Annotated in this window: 17 protein-coding genes; 12 read left to right on the top strand and 5 right to left on the bottom strand. The window is 63.9% G+C overall.

From position 1 onward, the window contains the following. Positions 1 to 50: 50 nt before the first annotated feature. On the top strand, positions 51 to 1,298 hold the full coding sequence (locus tag AB843_RS10070; protein WP_048646720.1) for a Zn-dependent hydrolase: 1,248 nt from the start codon (positions 51 to 53) through the stop codon (positions 1,296 to 1,298). Positions 1,299 to 1,384: 86 nt separating this feature from the next. Here the strand turns inward: AB843_RS10070 and AB843_RS10075 are convergent, their stop codons facing one another. The 3 genes from AB843_RS10075 to AB843_RS10085 are packed head-to-tail and all read right to left on the bottom strand — an operon-like array spanning position 1,385 to position 5,102. Then, positions 1,385 to 3,742, bottom strand: a complete 2,358-nt coding sequence (locus tag AB843_RS10075; protein WP_048646721.1) for a xanthine dehydrogenase family protein molybdopterin-binding subunit — start codon at positions 3,740 to 3,742, stop codon at positions 1,385 to 1,387. Continuing rightward, positions 3,739 to 4,230 (bottom strand): (2Fe-2S)-binding protein, encoded by a 492-nt coding sequence (locus AB843_RS10080; RefSeq protein ID WP_048646722.1) that lies wholly within the window; start codon positions 4,228 to 4,230, stop codon positions 3,739 to 3,741. Before AB843_RS10080 ends, AB843_RS10075 begins: the two co-directional genes overlap by 4 nt. Continuing rightward, positions 4,230 to 5,102, bottom strand: coding sequence for an FAD binding domain-containing protein (locus AB843_RS10085; RefSeq protein WP_048646723.1), 873 nt, complete (start codon positions 5,100 to 5,102; stop codon positions 4,230 to 4,232). Before AB843_RS10085 ends, AB843_RS10080 begins: the two co-directional genes overlap by 1 nt. A gap of 236 nt (positions 5,103 to 5,338) precedes the next feature. Here AB843_RS10085 and dctP point away from each other — a divergent pair, with 236 nt between their 5' ends. From dctP to AB843_RS10115, 6 genes are all read left to right on the top strand, one after another. Beyond that, positions 5,339 to 6,352, top strand: a complete 1,014-nt coding sequence (gene dctP / locus AB843_RS10090) for a TRAP transporter substrate-binding protein DctP (protein WP_048646724.1) — start codon at positions 5,339 to 5,341, stop codon at positions 6,350 to 6,352. A gap of 90 nt (positions 6,353 to 6,442) precedes the next feature. Then, positions 6,443 to 6,958 (top strand): TRAP transporter small permease, encoded by a 516-nt coding sequence (locus AB843_RS10095; RefSeq protein ID WP_048646725.1) that lies wholly within the window; start codon positions 6,443 to 6,445, stop codon positions 6,956 to 6,958. A 6-nt stretch (positions 6,959 to 6,964) separates the two neighbouring features. Next, complete coding sequence (locus AB843_RS10100; RefSeq protein WP_048646726.1) at positions 6,965 to 8,278, top strand: TRAP transporter large permease; 1,314 nt, start codon at positions 6,965 to 6,967, stop codon at positions 8,276 to 8,278. Positions 8,279 to 8,350: 72 nt separating this feature from the next. Next, positions 8,351 to 9,619: an ArgE/DapE family deacylase gene (locus AB843_RS10105; protein ID WP_048646727.1), complete on the top strand. Its 1,269-nt coding sequence runs from the start codon at positions 8,351 to 8,353 to the stop codon at positions 9,617 to 9,619. A 160-nt stretch (positions 9,620 to 9,779) separates the two neighbouring features. Continuing rightward, positions 9,780 to 10,394, top strand: a complete 615-nt coding sequence (locus tag AB843_RS10110; protein ID WP_053086117.1) for an SRPBCC family protein — start codon at positions 9,780 to 9,782, stop codon at positions 10,392 to 10,394. A 36-nt stretch (positions 10,395 to 10,430) separates the two neighbouring features. Beyond that, a complete protein-coding gene (locus AB843_RS10115) occupies positions 10,431 to 11,774 on the top strand; it encodes an MFS transporter (protein WP_048646728.1) in 1,344 nt (447 codons plus the stop codon). 161 nt (positions 11,775 to 11,935) lie between these two features. On the opposite strand, the gene AB843_RS10120 is transcribed toward AB843_RS10115, so the two are convergent. Next, a complete protein-coding gene (locus tag AB843_RS10120) occupies positions 11,936 to 13,402 on the bottom strand; it encodes an aldehyde dehydrogenase family protein (RefSeq protein WP_053086119.1) in 1,467 nt (488 codons plus the stop codon). 178 nt (positions 13,403 to 13,580) lie between these two features. On the opposite strand from AB843_RS10120, the gene AB843_RS10125 reads away from it, so the two are divergent. The 4 genes from AB843_RS10125 to AB843_RS10140 all read left to right on the top strand — a co-directional run bounded on the left by AB843_RS10125 (position 13,581) and on the right by AB843_RS10140 (position 17,207). Beyond that, positions 13,581 to 14,369, top strand: a complete 789-nt coding sequence (locus tag AB843_RS10125) for an SDR family oxidoreductase (RefSeq protein ID WP_048646729.1) — start codon at positions 13,581 to 13,583, stop codon at positions 14,367 to 14,369. Positions 14,370 to 14,390: 21 nt separating this feature from the next. Next, on the top strand, positions 14,391 to 16,034 hold the full coding sequence (locus AB843_RS10130) for a thiamine pyrophosphate-binding protein (protein ID WP_162230638.1): 1,644 nt from the start codon (positions 14,391 to 14,393) through the stop codon (positions 16,032 to 16,034). A gap of 36 nt (positions 16,035 to 16,070) precedes the next feature. Then, positions 16,071 to 16,406 (top strand): cupin domain-containing protein, encoded by a 336-nt coding sequence (locus AB843_RS10135; protein WP_048646731.1) that lies wholly within the window; start codon positions 16,071 to 16,073, stop codon positions 16,404 to 16,406. Positions 16,407 to 16,520: 114 nt separating this feature from the next. Continuing rightward, on the top strand, positions 16,521 to 17,207 hold the full coding sequence (locus AB843_RS10140; protein ID WP_048646732.1) for a GntR family transcriptional regulator: 687 nt from the start codon (positions 16,521 to 16,523) through the stop codon (positions 17,205 to 17,207). Between the two features lie 233 nt (positions 17,208 to 17,440). Here AB843_RS10140 and AB843_RS10145 read toward each other — a convergent pair whose 3' ends face one another. Beyond that, positions 17,441 to 18,379, bottom strand: coding sequence for a LysR substrate-binding domain-containing protein (locus AB843_RS10145; protein ID WP_048646733.1), 939 nt, complete (start codon positions 18,377 to 18,379; stop codon positions 17,441 to 17,443). 335 nt (positions 18,380 to 18,714) lie between these two features. Between AB843_RS10145 and AB843_RS10150 the strand changes: the two genes are divergently transcribed. Beyond that, positions 18,715 to 19,698, top strand: coding sequence for a TRAP transporter substrate-binding protein (locus AB843_RS10150; protein WP_157384481.1), 984 nt, complete (start codon positions 18,715 to 18,717; stop codon positions 19,696 to 19,698).

Raw genomic sequence — 19,698 nt, forward strand, 5'->3', positions numbered from 1 at the left:
AGGCCATGCGCCGTCGATCCCCGCAAGTGTTTGAAAACGAGGCAAAACACATGTCCAAGCGAAATCCACACATCGATTCCAGCCGCCTCAGGTCTTTGCTCGACGGTGTGAATGCCTTCGGATTCAACCCGCAGACGGGCGGCTTCAACCGTGTTGGCTACGGGCCGGCCGACATGGCGGTGCGGGCGTGGTTCATGGAGGAGATGCGCAAGGACGGATTGACGGTCAGGCGCGACGGCGTCGCCAACATCTTCGGCCGTTTCGGGCCGGCGGACGGGCCCTCGGTCCTGGTCGGCTCGCATCTGGACACCGTGCCCGAGGGTGGCGCGTTCGATGGTGTCCTCGGCGTTTGCGTCGCTCTCGAATGCGTTCGCGCGATGCGTGATGCGGGCATCGAACCGGCCATGGCCGTCGAAGTGGTGGCGACGGCCGAAGAGGAGGGGCGTTTCGGCGGCATGCTGGGTTCGCAGGCGATCGCCGGCGTGGCAACGGCCGCGTGGGTCGATGCCGCAACCGACGCGGGCGGGACAAGGCTTGTCGAAGCGATGCACGATTGCGGGCTCGATCCGCGCGGCACGCTCGGCGCTGCGCGGGCTCCCGGTTCGGTCAGGGCGTTTCTCGAGCTCCATATCGAACAGGGTCCGGTGCTGGAGGACCGGGGAATTCCGATCGGCATCGTCCACACCGTGGCCGGCGTGGTCAATCTAACCGTCCGCCTTGCAGGCGCCGCCAATCATTCCGGCACGACGCCGATGCATATGCGGGCCGACGCCCTGGCCGGTCTCGCGGCGGTGGCGCACGCCGTTCCACACGTGCTGCAAAGGCACGGCCATGACAACAGCCGTATCACCATCGGCAAAGCCGACATTCATCCGAATTTCATCCATACGGTGCCTGGAAAGGCGGAGTTCGTCGTCAACATTCGCGACACCGACGACGCGGTGATCAGGGCGCTCGAACAAGCGATGCGTGCCGTCGTCGCAGACGCGGCAGAGGCAAACCGGTTGGAATACGCCATCGACGAACACAGCCGGATGGCGCCGGTGGCGCTCGATCCCGACCTGATCGGCCTTCTGCATCAGGAGGCCGACCGTCTTGGCGTGGCATCGCTCGACATGCCTTCGGGCGCCGGCCACGACGCGCAGACGATGCAGACGCTGTGCCCCTCCGCATTGCTCTTCGTGCCCAGCCGGGGCGGCGTCAGCCATGCCCCGGACGAATGGACCGACTGGGAGGACATCGAGAAAGGCGCCGCCCTGGTGCTCGCAGCACTTGTTCGCCTGGTGGGCGAAAGCTGACCTCAGGCAGACCGCGCATGTCGAAGCGAGGTCCTTGTTGCCCGGCGCGCGTTCAGCCGCCCCTCGGCATCAAGACCGAGACGCCGTTATCCATCGTGAAGATCGCCGCGCGCGTGCGCGCTCAGCCGCCACACGGCGTTGGCGTTGAGCGGGGTGGATTGCACCTCCACCTGCAGCGCATCCGCCACCGCGTTGGCAATCGCCGCGGCCGGGCCGATGGCGCCGCCTTCTCCCAGTCCCTTGGCGCCAAGCGGCGTGAGGGGGGTCGGGGTTTCGAAATGGTGCAGCTCGATGTCGGGGATTTCCGGGGCGAGGGGCATCAGGTAGTCGGCGAAGGTGGTGGTCAGCGGCTGGCAGTCCTCGTCATAGATGAAATGCTCGAACAAGGCCGAGCCGATGCCCTGCACCACGCCGCCGCGCACCTGGCCGTCGACGACGAGCGGGTTGAGGATCGTGCCGCAATCCTCCGCCACGACGAAGCGTTTCAGCTCAAGCTTGCCGCTGTGGATGTCGATTTCGACCACCGCCGCGTGGACGGCGTTTGCATAGGTGCCGTCCGCCGGGCCGTCCAGGGACACCTGGGCCTCAAGCCCCGGCTCCATGCCTTGCGGCAGTTCGCCGACGTTGCGTAGTGCTGCGCGCGCCAGTTTTGCCACCGCGACGTGCCGGCCGGGCTCCCCCTCGGGATGGGCCAGGCCGTCCTTCAGCACGATGGTTTTCGCATCGGCCTGGAGCAGGTGGCCGGCGATTGCCTTCAGCTTGTCGGCCAGTTTGCCGGCGGCCATGTGCACCGCTCCGCCGCCCAGGGCGCCACCCCGGCTGCCCCAGGTTCCCACCGAGTACGGGGTGGTCAGCGTGTCGCCATGGCGTACATGGACGTGCTGCGGCGCGATGCCCAGCGCGTCCGCCGCCACCTGCGCAAACACGGTCTCGTGGCCCTGGCCGTGGTTCTGCAGCCCTACCTCGACGATTGCCTGACCGTCGGGCGTCATTTCCACGCGCGCGGCGATGTAGCCGGTCTCGATCGGCACGCGGCGGCGCGTGAAATCGGGCGTGCCGTGGGCGGTCTGTTCGACGAAGCAGGCGAGCCCGACGCCGATCCGCTTGTTCGGGTCGCCGCGCGATGCCAGCGCTGCTGCACGGTCCTGCGCAACCAGCTCCTGGATTTTCTCCAGGGTTTCGGCGTAGCTGCCGGGATCGTAGGTGAAGCCGAGCGCGTTCTTGTAGGGGAATTCGCGGATGATGTTCTTCAGGCGGAATTCGATCGGGTCGAGGCCGAGTTCCTTGGCGATGTCGTCCATCAGCCGCTCCTGGGCGAACACCGCCGAGGGGCGCCCGACACCGCGATAGGTGCCGATCGGACATTTGTTGGAAGCGAGCGCCCGGAAGGTCGCTTCGTAATGCTGGAAATCATAGGGTCCGGGCATCACTTTCGCCGCCATGCCGGGGTCGCCGGCCGCCGTGAACGGGAAGGTCGAATAGGCGCCGACATCGACGCTGATGTCGGCCTTCAGGCCAAGCAGCCGCCCGTCCGCCGAGACGTAGGCTTCGAGCGTGTGCTGGTGGTCGCGCGCATGGATGCTGGCGGTCAGGTGCTCGCGCCGGTCCTCGATCCATTTGACCGGACGGCCGGTTTTCAGCGCCAGCCAGGGCACCAGCACTTCCTCGACAAAGACCTGGCCCTTGACGCCGAAACCGCCGCCGACATCGGGCGCGATCACGCGCAGGCGCGATTCCGGCCAGCCGAGTTCCTCGGACAGATAGGTGCGCAGCAGATGGGGGATCTGCGTCGATGACCAGACGGTCAGCATGCGGTCGGAGGGATTGTATTCGGCGACCACGCCGCGGCCTTCCATGGGAACGCCTGCCTGTCTCTGCGTGGAGTAGGTGCGGGTGAAGACATGCGCCGCCTCGGCGCGCGCCTTGGCGATGTCGCCTCCCTTCATCTGCCGTTCGATGAAGACATTCGTTTTCCAGCCGTCGAACAGGCCTGGGACCTCCGGATCGCGTGCCTGGGCCATGGTCGCGACGGCCGGAAGCGGCTCATAATCGACGAACACCATCTCGGCCGCATCCTCGGCCTGGTAGCTGTCGTCGGCCAGAACGGCAACCACCGGCTCGCCGACGAAGCGGACGCGCTCCCGCGCCAGAAGCGGCTGCTCGGAATACTGCATCTCGGGAAAATCCTGATGCGCCTTGATCGACAGGTCGCCGATGTCAGCCCCGGTGAAGAACTGGACGGGGAAATCGAGGAATTCGAGCCCGGACGTATCGATGTCGAGGATTTTTCCGTGCGCGACCTGGGCACGCACGAAGCTCAGGTGCAGCACGTTCGGCGGGCGTATGTCGTCGATGTAGCGCGCCGTTCCCGAAAGGAACCGCGTGTCCTCGAACCGCTGGATGCGGGCGCCGACATGTTTGGGCCGGTCCATTTTCTGGCTCATGCCTGTGTGCCTTTCGCCAATCGATCGCCAATGGCCTTGCGAACCGCCGCGACGATGCCGTGATAGCCGGTGCAGCGGCAGATATTGCCGCTCATCGCCTCGCGAATTTCCAGATCGTCGGGCATCCGGCCTTCCGCGACCCGGTCATCGACAAAGGGGGCAAGCGTCATGACGAAGCCCGGCGTGCAGTAACCGCACTGCAATCCATGCTCGCTGCGGAAGGCGGCCTGCAGCGGGTGTTCGGCTTCCACCCCGCCCAGGACTTCGACGGTGCTGATCGACTTGCCGTCGCATTGCCCGGCAAAGGTCAGGCAGGAGAGTTTCGGAGCCCCATCGACATGCACTGTGCAGCATCCGCAGGCGCCATGCGCGCAGCCGATATGCACACCGGACAGGTTGAATTCCTGGCGCAGGACATCGGCCAGCAGGCGCCGCGATTCAACCGTGATCGTGCGTTGGGTTCCGTTTACGGTCAGAGTGACGTTCATCAAGAGATCTCCCGGGCCCGCGCGCAAGCGGTGGCGGTGGCGCGGGTCAGCAAGGTTTTGAGCAAAGCCCGTCGATAATCGGCGCTGGCGGCGTGATCGCCGGGCGGCTTGAGCGCGCCCGCGATGCGTGCAATCTCGTTTTCGGGTGCGGGCTCCCCGAGTGGCTTGCCGATGAGCGCGCGCTCCAGCTCGGGCAGGCGGATCGCATGCTGCGCCGCGCCCGAACAGGCCACGGAGGCTGTGCCGATGCGTCCGCCGTCAATGGCCAACTGCACGGCCACGGCGGCCAGCGCGAAATCGCCGCGCCGTTCGCCGACTTCGATGAATGCGCCGGCCGCGGCCGTCTGCGGGATGGGAAATTCCACCGCGACGATCATTTCGCCTGGATCGATGGCCGTCATATAGGCGCCGTGAAAGAATGCGGCGGCGGCGACCCGCCTCTCCCCGTTCACCGAGCGGACAACGATCTGCGCGTCATACAATACGGCAAGCAGCGGTAGCTCTGCCGTCGGGTCGGCATGCGCCAGGCTGCCGCCGATGGAGCCGTGGCGGCGGATGGTCGGATGGCCGATATAGTGTACGCCCTCCTGGAAGACCGGCATGAGCGCGCCGATCAGCGGATCCGTCAGATAGCGTTCGTGCCTGACAAGCGCGCCGATTCTCAGGATCGGTCCGTCGCGCTCGATCGCCTCGAGGCCGAGATCGTTGATGTCGACCAGATGCTGGGGCCGGGCGAGGCGAAGGTTCATCATCGGAACCAGGCTTTGACCTCCGGCCAGCGGGCGGCCCTCATCGCCGAACTCCGCAAGCAGCGCCAGGGCCTGATCGAGCGTCTCTGGCTTGTGATACTCAAATGCCGAAGGGCGCAGCATTCATAGACTCCATCCGATGTGATTGTCCGGTGCGGATTCCCTGGCGCGACCGGATACGGCTCTCATACTTTACCTGTGTCCAAAAGTTAGCCTATTGCCTAATGTGTATGCAATAGCAAAAACATTGTAGACAAAAATATGAGAAACGTATTAGCTTTAGGCATTGATGGGATATCGGTGCCCTGGCTACCGTTCGGTGCCGGCATCCGGCAATCGACAAAAATGGGAGCAGAAGCATGAAAGCAAAAATGAAGATGCTGGCGGGTGGCGCGCTGGGTGCGGTGCTGCTGACGCTGGCGACCGTCAGCGGTGCTGTCGCTGCCGACAAGGTCGTCCTGAAGATGGTCGGCGCCTTTCCCATCGGCCCTTCGCCCACGGCCGAAATCGGCAACAAGTTCATGGAGAGCGTGAACCGCCTGGGCGAAGGCAAGGTCGAGATCAACTATCTCGGCGCGTCGGATGTGGTGCCGACCTTCGATCAGCCGGAAGCCCTCGTCAACGGCATCTTCGACGTCTGGTACGGCGCACCCAACTACTGGAGCGGGGTCGTGCCGGGCGGCGACGTGACCGAGCTGTCGACATACAAAGTCCCCGACAATGGGCCCGGCAGCGAGCTTTATGACTATCTGGTCGATCTGTTCGAGCAGAAGGGCGTGCGCTACCTCGCCCACGCGGCCGGCGATGTGGGCGTGGGGACCCACTTCCTGAGCACGAATTTCGAAGTGGCTTCCGTCGATGATCTGAGCGGCAAGAAACTGCGCGTCGCGCCGCTGACGCGGCATTTCGTCGAGGCGGTCGGCGCCGAGCCGATCACCTTGCCGCCGAGCGATATCTTCCTGGCGATCGATCGGGGCACGGTCAACGGCTTCACCTGGCCGGTGGCCGACGGCTACACGCGCAATGGCTGGCAGACCGTGGCGAAGTATCTGATCAACCAGCCGATGTACCGCAGCGGTGCCGGCTTGGCGATGAACCTCGACAAATGGAACAGCCTCGCTCCGGAAGTGCAGGAGATCCTGCTCAAGGCGGTCGAGGAAGCCCAGCTCTTCGCCCAGGACTGGTTCGCCAAGAACGAACAGGAGCAGGTCGAGCTGATGAAGAAGGGCGGCATGGAGGTTGTGGATCTGTCCGGCGAAGCCTCGCAGAAATGGACCGAGATCGCCCACAGCGCTCTTTGGGATTACTACAAAAGCGTCCTGACGCCGGAGCAGATTTCCGACGTCGCGCGATTGCTCGAGATCAAGCAGTAGCCCCGCTGCTCGGGTTGCGCCGCGGAACCGCTCGGGGTCGCGGCGCAACCGGCAGGTGCGCGGGGCAGAGCCAATCGGGAGGTGAGTTCGATGAAGACCGTTGAGAGACTATACGACTGGCTGGTGAATGCGTTGGCGGTGGTCGCCAGCCTGTTGCTGATCGCCATCATGCTGGCGACTGTGTTCAAGGTCTTCCTGCGCGGTGTGGCCGGGCACGGCATCATCGGCATCGACCAGTTGAGCGGCACGGCGATGGTGTATCTCACATTTCTCGGCGGCGTGTGGGTCCTGCGCAGCAACGGGCATGTCGCCATCGACCTGCTTATCTCCGGCGGCCGTCCTTCGCTCACCCGACGGCTGGTGCTGGTCAATTCGCTGATCGGGGCGGCGGTCTGCTTCTTGGTCGCCTATTTCGGCGCCGTCGCCATCCAGCACTCGCTGGCCCGCGGCATCATGGTGGCGACCGAACTCGAGATTCCACGGGCGATCGGCCTCATACCCATACCTGTCGGGGCGTTCCTGATGGGCATCGAGTTTCTGCGCCGCGGGCGCAGCGCCTATCACGGCGACTTCGAACCCTCCGACGAACTTCGCATCGAGGCATAAAACGATATGGAATGGTGGGTCTATCTGCTGGCATTCTTCTCCGGTCTGGGCGTGTTGCTGCTCATCGGGCTGCCGGTCGCTTTCGCATTCATGCTGGTCAATCTCGTCGGTGTGTACTTCCTCTGGGGAGGCGTTTCGGGCTTCAACCAGATCATTCTGAGCATTGAAAGTTCGATCTCGACCTTTGTCCTGGTGCCGGTGCCGATGTTCGTGCTGATGGGCGCGATCATGTTTCACTCCGGCATTGCGCGAAAGATGATCGAGGTGCTCGATCACTGGATCGGCTTCATCGCCGGGCGACTGGCGGTGCTGGCGATCCTCACCGGGGCGGTGCTCGGCGCGCTGACCGGCGTCGCCATGGGCAGCGTGGCGATCCTCGGCTCTACGCTGGTGCCGGAGATGCGGCAGCGGGCCTATGCCAAGTCGATGATGCTCGGTCCGATCCTCGCCAGCGGAAGCCTTGCCATCCTCATACCTCCGAGCACGCTTGCCATCATCCTGGCCAGCCTGGGGGGCTTTTCAGTCGCCAAGATTCTTATCGCCATCGTCGTTCCGGGCCTGCTGCTGGCCGTGATGTATGCAAGCTATATCGTCGTGCGCTGCACGCTGAATCCGGAACTGGCGCCGCCTTACGAGGTTCCGCACGTGCCGATGGCGCAGCGTTTGCGCGAGACAGCCATCCACCTCCTGCCGCCGATTTCGGTCATCGTTTTCGTGATCGTCTCGATCTTCTTCGGTGTGGCGACGCCGACGGAGGCCGCCGCACTCGGCGCCTTCGCCACCTTCGTGCTGGCCGGGCTCTACGGAAAGCTGAGCTGGTCGGTGCTGCGCTCCGGCATCGGTTCCGCGACCAGCCTGTCGATCATGGTGCTGATCATCCTGACGGGTTCGGCAGGGTTCAGCCAGTTGCTGAGCTTCTCCGGCGTGACGACGGCGATCACCAGCTTTGCAACCGATCTTCCGGTTCACCCGCTTGTCCTGCTTCTGCTGATGCAGCTGGTGGTGATCTTTCTCGGCATGTTCCTGGAACAGACGTCGATCATCCTGGTGACGGTGCCGATCTTCCTGCCGATCATCAAGGCGATGGGCTGGGACCCGATCTGGTTCGGCACCATCATGATGCTCAACCTGGAGATGGCGACGATCACGCCGCCCTTCGGCCTGTCGCTGTTCGTCATGAAGGGCATCGCGCCGCCGTCGGTGACGATCGGCGACATCTACAAGGCCGCTGTTCCGTTCATCATGATCAACCTGCTGCTCATGGTGCTGATGGTTTTCTTCCCCGACATCGTCCTCTGGCTGCCCAGCCTGATGGATTAGCGGCCAGGTGCTTGCCGCTGACGCCCGGCCGCGCGGCGAAAACGAGGCACGGAATATTCAAAGGAGCAAACAATGACCGTCGATCGCCGTCAGGCCATCATCGATAGAATCGAGGAGAACCGGGATTACGCGGTGGAGTTCCTGCGCCGGATGATCGCCATACCCAGCGTCACGGGCGACGAGGCGGCGATCCAGAAATTCGTCGCCGATCACATGAACAAGATCGGCCTCGATGTCGACATGTGGGAAACGGACTGGGAAGCGTTGAAGAAGCATCCCGGCTATCGGCCGGTGGCGCGCGGTTACGAAAACCGGCCGAACATCGTCGCCACCTACAAGGGAACAGGCGGCGGGCGTTCGCTGCTTCTCAACGGGCACACGGACGTGATCCCGGTCGGGGACGGTGCGGGCTGGACCGACGATCCCTGGGCGGCCAACATTCGCGACGGGCGCATCTACGGCCGGGGCTCGGCGGACATGAAAAGCGGCGTGGCCAGCCATATCCTGGCCGTCGAGTTCCTCAAGCAATCGGGGCTGCGCACCAAGGGCGATGTCTATATCAACGTCGTCATCGACGAGGAGGTCAGCGGCCACGGCACGCTCGACACCGTCATGCGCGGCTATAGGGCGGATGCCGGCATTTCGGGCGAGACAAGCGACCTGGCGATCCAGCCGGCCTGCATCGGCCGGATCTGGTTCGAGATCACGGTGCAGGGCAAGCCGGCCGGCGTCCAGCAGCGCTATCTGGGCATCAGCGGCATCAAGCTGGGCAACAAGATCGCCGAGGCCGTGCAGGAGCTCGAAGACGAGCGCGTCGCAACCGTCAGGCATCCGCTTTATCCAAGCGCGATCGATTCCCTGCCGTGCCTCATCGGCAGTTTTCAGGCGGGCGGATACCCTTCGGCCTTTCCCGACAGCGCGGTGCTGAAGGGATCGATCGGCACGGTGCCCGGCGAGGATCACGAGGGCGTCAAGCAGAGCCTGGTCGACAAGATCGCCGCCATGGCGGCAAAGGACCCCTGGATGAAGGATCATCCGCCCGTCGTGCGCTTCGTCGGCTACGATGCGGAAGCCTCGGAGATCGACCAGACGCATCCGATCGTCGAGACGCTGCGCAGCGTCTATCGGGAGCATACGGGCAAGGAACCGGAAATGTCCGGCAGGCAGGGCGCGGCCGACACGCGCTTCCTCAACAAATATGCCGATACGCCGACGGTGATCTTCGGGCCGGGGTCCACAGCGGTCATGCACGCCAATGACGAGCATGTATCGATCGAGGATTTCATCACGTCGATCAAGGTGATGGCGCTGACCATCCACGATTGGTGCGGCGTGGAATGAGGACGCCTGGGCGTCCTGGTGGTGCGATCCTCACAGATGGTTCCCATCTGTTAGGAAAAATCGCCCCACCAGATCAATAGCTTATGGGCTGACTTATCGAAACAGATGGGTACCATCTGTTTTGGTCAGACCACTGGCATGGAAACAGGGAATTTGCATCATGGCTGAGTTGAAGCAGACGTTTTCGGTTGCCCAGCCCCGGCAGAAGGTCTGGGCGGCGTTTCAGGACATCGAGAAGGTGGCGGGCTGCCTGCCCGGCGCCAGCCTCACCGAGCCGCCAAGCGGCGATATGGTCAAAGGCCAGATGACGGTGAAGCTCGGCCCGGTGAAGGCGAACTTTGCCGGCCAGGCCGAGATCGAGAGCGACGAGGCCAATTACACCGGCACGATCAAGGGCACCGGCATCGACCGCAACCAGGGATCGCGCGCCAAGGGCGATGTCCGCTATGTGTTGGAAGAAACCGATGGCGGCAGGAGCACGCGGGTGGTCGTCAGCGTCGATTATACGCTTTCAGGTGCCTTGGCGCAGTTCTCCCGAGGGGGTATCGTCGAGGCCGTCGCCAGCAAGTTGACCGAGGATTTCGCAGCCAATCTGGAGGCTGAACTTGCTGAAGGCACGCAGATGGATGCGGTCGCGCATGACGCCGGGGGTTCGAGTGAAGCGCCGCCTGGCACACCGGTCCAGGCCCGGCGCGGTGCCAGCGAGCTGAACGCCTTCGGCCTGCTGGGCGCAATCATCAAGGGGTGGTTCAGAAATCTGCTTGGCCGCAAGTAGCCGCTACCCCGCGGCGCCGGCCCATGGGAGGCTTGCATGCTGGTAATGCCGCGCAATGCCGTTTACCGGCGCTTGTTCGCCGCGCAGATCATTGCGCTTCTGGGGACGGGCCTGCTGACCGTGGCGCTCGGCCTGTTGGCGTACGACGCCGCCGGCGGCGATGCCGGCGTCGTTCTGGGCACGGCGCTGTTCATCAAGATGGTCGCTTATGTCGGGTTGGCGCCGGTCGCCAACGCGCTGGTCAGCCGGCTGCCGCCTCGGCGGGTGCTGATCGCCATGGACGTGGTGCGCGCCCTGGTGGCGCTATGCCTGCCCTTTGTCGATGCCGTATGGCAGATCTACGTCCTGATCTTCGTGCTGCAGGCCGCCTCGGCGACCTTCACTCCGACGTTCCAGGCATTGATCCCTGAAATCCTGCCCGACGAGCGGGAATACACGCAGGCGCTCTCGCTGTCGCGGATGGCCTATGACCTGGAGAGCCTCGCCAGTCCGGCAATCGCCGGGTTCCTTCTGACCTTGATGAGCTATCACTGGCTTTTCGGCGGCACGGTTGTCGGCTTCGTGCTGTCGGCTTTCCTGGTGTTGTCGGTGCTGCTGCCCCAACAGCCGCAAAGTTCCAGTGAGCGCTCCTTCCTCCAGCGGCTTTCGTCCGGCACGCGGATTTATCTGGCCACCCCGAGGCTGCGTGGCCTTCTGGCCCTCAATCTGGCAGCCGCGGCGGCCGGAGCGATGGTGATCGTCAACACGGTCGTCATCGTGCGCACGCAGTTCGGCGGCGCGGAAGCGGCGGTGGCCATTGCCCTGGCCGCCTATGGAGGAGGCTCGATGCTGGCGGCGCTTCTTCTGCCGCGTGTGCTGGAAGCCCTGTCGGACCGTGTCGTCATGCTCGTCACGGCGGGCGTCGTTTCCACATTGTTCATCGCCTGCGGCCTGACGCTGGGTTCGATGGACAGCCTTGGCTGGCCGGGGCTGATCGTCGTGTGGTTCGCCATCGGGGGCGCCTATTCGCTCATCCTGACGCCGTCGGGGCGGCTTCTGCGCAAGTCGGCGCAGCCATCGGACAGGTCGGCCGTCTTTGCCGCGCATTTCGCCTTGTCGCATGGCTGCTGGCTCATCACCTATCCGTTGGCGGGTTGGCTTGGCGCGCGCATGGGCATGACCGAGACCATGGCGCTGCTCGGCGTCATTGCCGCCACGGGGACGGTGCTCGCCTACAGGGTCTGGCCCCGGGAGGATCCGCAGGTCGTCGCGCATGTGCATACGGACCTGCAGCCGGACGATCCTCACCTGGAAGATGCCGAGCCGACGCCCGAAGGATGGCAGCACGCGCATTCCTACGTCATCGACGAGCGTCATCGGCGCTGGCCGGTAACTGCCTGAACACTGCCGCCTGTTAGCGCCAACCGGCGAAGTCCACCGCATTTTTCAAAGCCTCGCCGGGTTCGCCTGGCGAGGCTTTTCGTTGGGCAGGTTACAAAAAAAGCCCCCGGCCGGGGCCGAGGGCGAAGGGACTTGCAGGTATGCGCTCACCGATCGTCGGGTCAGCGCGGCACGGGATGATGAATGCAGATGTTCTTGACCTGCTGATAGGCGCTGAGAGCTTCCAGGCCCTTCTCGCGGCCGAAGCCGGAGAGCTTGTAGCCGCCGAAGGGGAACTCGACATCGAGGCCGACGGAGAAGGCGTTGATCCACACCTGGCCGACGCGAAGCCTCTCAGCCATGGAAAGAGCCGCGTCGATGTTGCGCGTGTGGACGCCGGCCACCAGGCCAAACGGGGAATCATTGGCGATGCGGGCGGCTTCCTCGGCACCGTCGAAGGGGATGATCGTCAGCACGGGACCGAAGATTTCCTCGCGCGCGATGCGCGTGTTGTTGTCCGCGCCGACGACCAGGGCAGGGCGGACGAAGGCGCCGTTGGCCAACGGCCCCTCGCGCGGGGTTTCCGCACCAAGGAGCAATTCGCCTTCCTTGCGGGCGATCTGGAAGAAGGCTTCGACATCGCTCTTGTGTGCCTTGCTGACCAGCGGGCCGAGATCGGGATCGTCGATGCCCGCCCCGAGGCGCATCGACTTGATGCGCTCATGGAGCTTTTCGACAACCGTGTCATGGATGCTGCGCTCCACCAGCAGGCGCGTGCCGGCATTGCAGACCTGGCCGCAATGGGTGAAGACGCCGCCGGCGATGATCGGCAGGGCGCGGTCGAGGTCGGCATCGGCAAACAGGATCTGCGGCGACTTGCCGCCCAGCTCCATGTTGCAGGGGACCGCATGGGAAGCGGCGGCGACCATGACGCGCTCGCCGGTCGGGACGGAGCCGGTGAAGGTGATCTGATCGACGCCGCGATGACGGGCGAGCAGATCGCCGGCAACTGAACCGCGTCCGTTGACGAGGTTCACCAGGCCTTCCGGAAGGCCGGCCTCCTGGCAGATCTTCATGAACTCATAGGCCGTCACCGGGGTCTCGGCCGACGGCTTGATGATGACCGAACAGCCGGCGGCCAGTGCCGGCGCGACGCCACGGGCGATCAACTGGAACGGGTAGTTCCAGGGGATGATGTGCAGGCTGACGCCGACGGCGTCCTTGACGGTCCAGTCCGACCAGTCCGGCCCGAGCGGGATCGAATTGCCCTGCAGCTTGTCGGCCGCGCCGCCGTAGAATTCGAAGAACCGCGCGGAACAATCCACTTCCCAATAGGCATCGCGCAGGGGCTTGCCGCTGTCGGCGCATTCCTTGCGGGCAATCTCCTCGCGCCGTTCGAGGATCAGGTCGCCGATGCGGCGCAGGATGCGGCCGCGCTCGAACGGTCGCATGCGGCGCCACGGACCCTCATCGAACGCCGTGCGCGCGGCCCGGACAGCCAGATCGACCTCCTCCTGCCCGGCTCTGGCGAACTCGGCAATCACTTCCCCGGTGGCCGGGTCGATGCTCCGTCCGACGCCGTCTGAACCCTCCGTGATGATCTTGTTGCCGCAGACGATGGGAATGAGCGGTGGGGAATGATGAGTCATGAATGCCTCCTCGATGGCGCGGTTTGCGGGTCGGAACGGCGGCCGCGTCATTCATACTCCGACCATGCGTTCTTCATGGATATGTATACAAACTTCTTTTTATTGTCCACACAGTTTGACACTGTGTGTAGCGAATGCTAATCGATGTTTCATCGGAAATGTCGAGTGATGGAGCCCAATGGACCTCGAACTGCAAGGAAAACGCGCCCTGATCACCGCCGCTTCACGCGGCCTGGGGCGTGCTTCGGCCCTTGCGCTGGCGCGGGAAGGCGCAAGCGTTGCCGTGGCCGGACGCGATCCAGAACGGATGGCCGATCTCGTCGATGAATTGCTGCAAGCGGGCGCGGCCGATGCGGTTGCGCTGCGCGTCGACCTGTCGGAGCAGACGACCCTGGCGGCGGCGGTCGACCGGGCCGTCGACAGATTTGGCGGGCTCGACATTTTCGTCGGCAATACGGGCGGGCCGCTTTCCGGTCCCTTCATCGACATTCCGCGCGCCGAATGGCAGCGCGCGCTCGATGAAACCCTGCTGCCGATGGTCGATCTCTGTCAGGCCGTCATTCCGCACCTCAGCCAATCGCCCGCCGGCCGGATCCTCTTCATCACCACCGTCGGCGTGAAGATCGTGCAGCCGAACATGGTGCTGTCCGATTCGCTCCGCCTGGCGCTCGTCGGCCTGGCGAAATCACTGTCGATCGAGCTGGCCGAGCACGGCATCACCGTCAATTGCCTGTGCCCCGGGCCGTTCAAGACGGACCGCATGGAGGATCTCATCGCCGCGAGCATGCAGCGCGAGAGGATCGACCGGGCGGCGGCCGAGGCACTATGGCTCGAGGAAGTGCCGCTCGGCGCTTTCGGCGATCCGGCGGATTTTGGCGCAATGGTCGCGCTTTTGTGCTCGCCGCGCGGACGCTTCACCACAGGAACGGCGATTGCCCTCGATGGCGGCAAGTCGCGCGCCTACTAGAATCTGGATGGGCAGATGAACATGACAGTACAAGAATCGCGCGACGGTGGCTGGGCCGTCGTCAACTGGCTGAAGACGGCGGGCGTCGAGAATGTCTTCTCGGTCTCCGGCGGGCCTATCAATCCGGTCTACAAGGCCTGTTCGGAGCTTGACCTGCCACTCGTTCATGCACGGCATGAGGCGGCGGCCTGCTTCATGGCCGAGGCAGCGTCGCGGGTGACGGGAAAGCCGGGCGCGGTCGTCGTGACGCTCGGGCCGGGCGCCACCAACACGGTGACGCCGGCGCTGGTTTCGACGCTGGCCGGAACGCCGCTGATCATCATCGCCGCGCAGGCGCCGATCAGCTCGTTCGAGCGTGGCGCGGGCATGTCCTTCGACCCATTGCCGATCCTGGCAAGTGTCACCAAATGGTCGGCGCGCGTGCACGATGCGGGCAGGATCCAGGAGTATCTCGACATTGCATGGCGCAAGATGTGGGCCGGCCGTCCCGGTCCGGTCTTCCTCGAAATCCCGGCCGACGTGATGGCGGCTTCGGCTGCCAATGCCACCCTGCGGGCTGCCGTGCCACCCATGCCGGCGCGTGCCGCACCTTCGGCGCAGGATGCGTCCGCTCTCGCCGACGAATTGGCGCGGGCGCGACGTCCGCTGCTGCTGCTTGGAGACGAGGTGTTCTGGGATGGGCCGGAAGGCTGGCAGGCGGCGATCGAGAAACACGGGTTGCCGTTCGCGACCCTGCGCCTGGCGCGCGGCATCATCGACGAAGATCATCCCTTTTGGATGGGGCCTGGCTACAGCCCGTGCAACGGGACGCTGCGCAGGGCGTTGCGCGAGGCCGATTGCGTGATCCTTGCCGGGCATCATTTCGAGTTCGACCTTGAGTTCGGCGATCATCTCGGCGGCCAGACGCGGGTCGTGCAGATCGCCTCGGATCCGGAATTGCTGCACCGGAACCGCCGTGCGGATCTGGCGATCCCGGCCGCTCCGGCCAATGTGGCGCCGCTCCTGGCCGACGCTGCCGCGATGCGGACAGACAAGGATTGGGTGCAGGCCCTGCTTGCCGAGTGGGGCGCCGAATGGTCCGCCCAGCGCGGCCCGGACGGCCAGGATGGCGCGCTTCATCCCGTCGCGGCGATCGATCTGGTTACCGGTGCGGCGCCGAAGGAAACCATCTACGTCTCCTCGCACGGCAATGTCGATTTCTGGGCCGATGCGCGGCTGCGCATCCATGCGCCGGGACGGTATCTGCGCGCCGGCCAGTCGGGAACGCTCGGCGCGGAAGTGCCCTACGGTGCGGGCGCCGCATTCGCCGATCCGGGCACACCGGTGATCGTCTTTGTCGGCGATGGCGGCGTCGGGTTTCATGTGACCGAACTCGACACGGCCGAGCGTTACGGCAAGCCCTTCATCATCGCCGTTCTCGATGACGAGATGTGGGGCGCCATCGCGCTGCCGCAGCACGCCAAGTTCGGTGCGACCTACGAGATGAACCTGCCGCGCAAGGACTGGGCCAAGGTTGCCGAGGGCCTCGGCTGCAAGGGCTATGTCTGCCAGGACGGCGAGAGCATCGAGGCAGCCATCAAGGACGCCATCGCCAGCGGCAAGCCGGCGCTCGTGCAGATCAAGGTCCGCTCCGTCATCAGCCCATACATGGAATACATCTCCTAGCTGCCCGGCCGGGAAGCCCAGTCAGAGGAACAGGCAATGAGAATCTGGAAAGACGGCGACAAGCGCGGCGTGGTCCCGCCCAATCATTTCGGCGACCTCAACGTGCTCGATATCGTGCCCTTCGCCGGGCGAAACTTCTCCGTTCAGGCATCGAAGGCCCCTCCGGGCGGCGGTGGCGAGATGCACCACCACGACAACTGGTCACAGGTGTTCTATGTGGCCGAAGGCCAGATGACCTTCGATACGGGCAAGGAGCGGTTTACCCTGACCAAGGGCCAGGCGGTTCTGTTCGAACCAAAGGACCCGCATTACACGCTGAACGAAGGCGATACCGAGAGCACCTGTTTGGTCATCACCGTGGATCATGGCTGACGCTCTTCGCATCTTCTGTGGGATTGTATGCAATTTTTGATCTTTTGTGTCGAGGTCTATGGAATAATACCGTCTGCAGGTATATCCGTCCCTGAACGGCATGAAGAGGTTTGAATGCTCAAGGTTGCACAGGATAGCAAAGAAAGCGGCTCCACCTCGAGCGCGCTCATTCAGGCGCTCGAGGATGATATTCTTCACAATGTCCTGAAGCCCGGCGACCGGCTCGATGAACAGGCGCTCGCCAAGCGCTTCGAAGTTTCCCGTACTCCCGTGCGGGAGGCGCTGCGGCATCTGGCGTCAAGCGGCCTGGTAGAAATCCGACGCAACCAGGGCGCCATGGTGCGGCGGCTGACCACCACGGAACTGATCGAGATGTTCCAGGTGATGGCCGAGCTCGAGGGGCTTTGCGCACGGCTGTGCGCGCGGCGCATGAGCGAGGAAGAACTGGCGGAAATGCGCAAGCACAACACCGTCTGCGAGGAGCGCGCCGCGGCCGGCGATCATGACGGCTTTTTCGATGCAAACACCGATTTCCACGAAACGATCTACACCGGCGCACGCAGCACATACCTGCAGGACGAGGTGCGAAAGCTGCGCAATCGCGTGAATGTCTATCGGCGGCACATCACCTTCCAGCCGCGCCGGATGACGCGTACGGTTGCCGAGCACTGGAAGATCGTCAAGGCAATCGAGGCCGGCGAGGAGGACGACGCGCATCAGTTCATGCGCGAACATGTCGATCTCCTGGCGGGATCGGCGGCGGATGTGCTGCTTACGCTCGAGGCGAAGAACAGCAGCTAGACCGGTTCAGCGTTTCATGGAAACGCTGAACCGGTCTATCTCATTGTTTCTTCGCATTTATGCGGACGTCAGGTGATTCCACCTGGCTGCAAAATGCTATAGAGACCGTCTGGAAATGGATGAGAGCGGCCTGCAAATGGCGATTTCCTCCGCTCCGGGGCTCGAAAATCACCATTTTCGGCTTCCTCTGATCCATGTCCAGTCGGTCTCTTAGGCGCGGGTCGGCCAGGGCGTCACGGCTTGCGCGCCTCGATCGCCGGCGTGGCGAACATTCCGGTCTGGGAAAAAGCGCTCTGCAGGAAATCGGCGAACGCGCGCACCGCCGGCCGCATCGTCTGCCGCCCCAAATGAAGACACATTACCTGGACGGCCGGCATCTTCTCGGTGATCGGCCGTGCGGTGACCCGGCTGCCGTCATAGGTGATCGAGGTCCCGGGCAGGGCATTGTGGATCGTGTATCCATGGCCATGCCCGACCAGCCCGCGAATGAGCTCATAGGATTTCGAGCGGTAGACGATGTGGGGAAGCGTTCCGCAGGTCGTGAAAAGGTTCATGAAGTAGTCGCGCGAATGGGGCAGGTCGAGCAGTATGAACGGCTCCGCGGCAATGGATTTGAGGCTGATCCTGGACTGGGCCGCGGCGGGATGGTCCGAGCAGACGAGAAGGTAGGGCGGCAGGTCGGTCAGCTTCTCACTGGCGATTTCACCTGGAAGCGCATAGGCGTAGGCGAGCGCGATCTCCATGCGGCCCGCCATCAAGCCCTCGACGATCTCCTGCTGGTTTCCCTCTTCCAGCCGCACCGTGATGCCAGGCATGGCGCGGGCGAATTCCGACAGCAAGCCCGGCATGTAGCGTGTTGCCAGCGTCAGGAAGCAGCCAACCGTTATCTCGCCCGTGATCGCCGAGCCCAGTGACTCGACGCTGCGCTCGAAGTCGCGCGCCTGCTTCAGCAACTGCCGCGCCTCGTTGACGAAACGGCGCCCGGCCACCGTGGGGGTGACGCCGCGCGCGTGGTGACGCAGGAACAGGCGCACCCCGATATTGTCTTCCACGGTCTGCAGCGCCGCCGAGATCGACGGCTGCGAGATGTTGAGCTGGCGGGCGGCCTTGGTGACCGTTCCCGTGTCGGCGATCGCCACGATGTAGCGCAGGGTGCGCAGGGAGAATTGCATAGTTTAACCCTATCCTACGGGACACATAATGCTATTTTACTTATGAAGACGGCTACGGCAACGTGTCTGTGTACGCGCGGGGAACAAAAGCGCGGCCAGACGGCACCGCACCGCTGAAACAAGTGGCGGGCGGCTTGGAAGACCAGACGAAGAGGGCGATCAAGCTCTCCATCGCCGAAAACGGGATCAGGAAACGACCGGTGCTTTGAATGGCGTCGCGTGAGCGATGACCTGTCCAGATTCAAATGCCGGCACCGCTCGATGTCCCGCTGAGGCAAGCCGAAAAGGCCGGCGTTTCTCGTGCTCTTCGCAAAGAAGGACGCAAGGGGAACACAATGAGAAATTTTGCAAGAACCGCATTCGTCGCCATGGCGATGCTTGGTCTTTCCTACACCGGCCAGGGGGCTTCGGCTCAAACGAACCTGCGCCTCGCCGTCGAGACGACGCCGGGCGATCCGCTGAACGTCATGCTGGCTCATTTTCGCGATGCGCTTGCCGAAAGCGCCGGCGATGAGGTCACGCTGGAATTCTTCGAGGGCGGCGCGCTTGGCGATGAATCGGCCCTGACGGAGCTGCTGCGCGCCGGACAGGCACAGGTCGTGCCGCTCGGCTCGGATATCGTCCAGCTCGACGACAAGTTTGCCGTCTTCGACGCGCCGTTTCTTTTTCCGACCAAGGAGGCCGCCCGACAGGCACTCGATGGTGAGCTCGGCGACTGGCTGACAAAATCGCTGCGTGAAAAGGCAAACCTGCAGGTTATCGGCTTCGGTGAGCTCGGCTTTCGCGCCGTCAGCAACAATGTTCGTCCCATCGAAACGCCTGAAGATCTGGCTGGCCTGAAACTGCGCACGCCCGGCAGCAAGACACGCATTCTGGCGTTCGAGATGCTGGGCGCCGCGCCGACACCCATGTCATTGGGCGATGTTTATGTGGCCCTGCGCCAGGGTGCGCTCGACGGCCAGGAAAATCCGCTTTCGGTGATCAAGGAATTTTCGCTGCACGAAGTCCAGAAGTACGTCTCGCTGACCAACCACGTCTACTCGCCGATTACTTTGACGATGAATGGCGGCACGTGGGACAGCCTGTCACCGGAATTGCAGGCCAAGGTGGTCGCCGCTGCCAGGATCGGTGCTGAAGCAACCCGCGAACTCTCCAATGAGAGCGATGCGAAGCTGATCGGCGAATTCGAGAAGGCCGGCGTCAAGGTCAACACGCCGGACCTGGTGGCTTTCAAGAAGGCCGCAGCGCCCATTCATGAGAAAATCGGTGCGATCGTGACGCCTGACTTCATGGCGCAAGTCGTCGCGCTGACCGAATAA

It is taken from the genome of Nitratireductor soli (genome assembly GCF_001050155.1).
In the GTDB taxonomy this organism is placed as follows: domain Bacteria; phylum Pseudomonadota; class Alphaproteobacteria; order Rhizobiales; family Rhizobiaceae; genus Nitratireductor; species Nitratireductor soli.

Excerpts from the sequence above, each read along its gene's own strand:
- AB843_RS10070 (WP_048646720.1), top strand. The coding sequence starts at position 51 with ATGTCCAAGCGAAATCCACACATCGATTCCAGCCGCCTCAGGTCTTTG.
- AB843_RS10075 (WP_048646721.1), bottom strand. The coding sequence starts at position 3,742 with ATGAGCCAGAAAATGGACCGGCCCAAACATGTCGGCGCCCGCATCCAG.
- AB843_RS10080 (WP_048646722.1), bottom strand. The coding sequence starts at position 4,230 with ATGAACGTCACTCTGACCGTAAACGGAACCCAACGCACGATCACGGTT.
- AB843_RS10085 (WP_048646723.1), bottom strand. The coding sequence starts at position 5,102 with ATGCTGCGCCCTTCGGCATTTGAGTATCACAAGCCAGAGACGCTCGAT.
- dctP (WP_048646724.1), top strand. The coding sequence starts at position 5,339 with ATGAAAGCAAAAATGAAGATGCTGGCGGGTGGCGCGCTGGGTGCGGTG.
- AB843_RS10095 (WP_048646725.1), top strand. The coding sequence starts at position 6,443 with ATGAAGACCGTTGAGAGACTATACGACTGGCTGGTGAATGCGTTGGCG.
- AB843_RS10100 (WP_048646726.1), top strand. The coding sequence starts at position 6,965 with ATGGAATGGTGGGTCTATCTGCTGGCATTCTTCTCCGGTCTGGGCGTG.
- AB843_RS10105 (WP_048646727.1), top strand. The coding sequence starts at position 8,351 with ATGACCGTCGATCGCCGTCAGGCCATCATCGATAGAATCGAGGAGAAC.
- AB843_RS10110 (WP_053086117.1), top strand. The coding sequence starts at position 9,780 with ATGGCTGAGTTGAAGCAGACGTTTTCGGTTGCCCAGCCCCGGCAGAAG.
- AB843_RS10115 (WP_048646728.1), top strand. The coding sequence starts at position 10,431 with ATGCTGGTAATGCCGCGCAATGCCGTTTACCGGCGCTTGTTCGCCGCG.
- AB843_RS10120 (WP_053086119.1), bottom strand. The coding sequence starts at position 13,402 with ATGACTCATCATTCCCCACCGCTCATTCCCATCGTCTGCGGCAACAAG.
- AB843_RS10125 (WP_048646729.1), top strand. The coding sequence starts at position 13,581 with ATGGACCTCGAACTGCAAGGAAAACGCGCCCTGATCACCGCCGCTTCA.
- AB843_RS10130 (WP_162230638.1), top strand. The coding sequence starts at position 14,391 with ATGACAGTACAAGAATCGCGCGACGGTGGCTGGGCCGTCGTCAACTGG.
- AB843_RS10135 (WP_048646731.1), top strand. The coding sequence starts at position 16,071 with ATGAGAATCTGGAAAGACGGCGACAAGCGCGGCGTGGTCCCGCCCAAT.
- AB843_RS10140 (WP_048646732.1), top strand. The coding sequence starts at position 16,521 with ATGCTCAAGGTTGCACAGGATAGCAAAGAAAGCGGCTCCACCTCGAGC.
- AB843_RS10145 (WP_048646733.1), bottom strand. The coding sequence starts at position 18,379 with ATGCAATTCTCCCTGCGCACCCTGCGCTACATCGTGGCGATCGCCGAC.
- AB843_RS10150 (WP_157384481.1), top strand. The coding sequence starts at position 18,715 with ATGAGAAATTTTGCAAGAACCGCATTCGTCGCCATGGCGATGCTTGGT.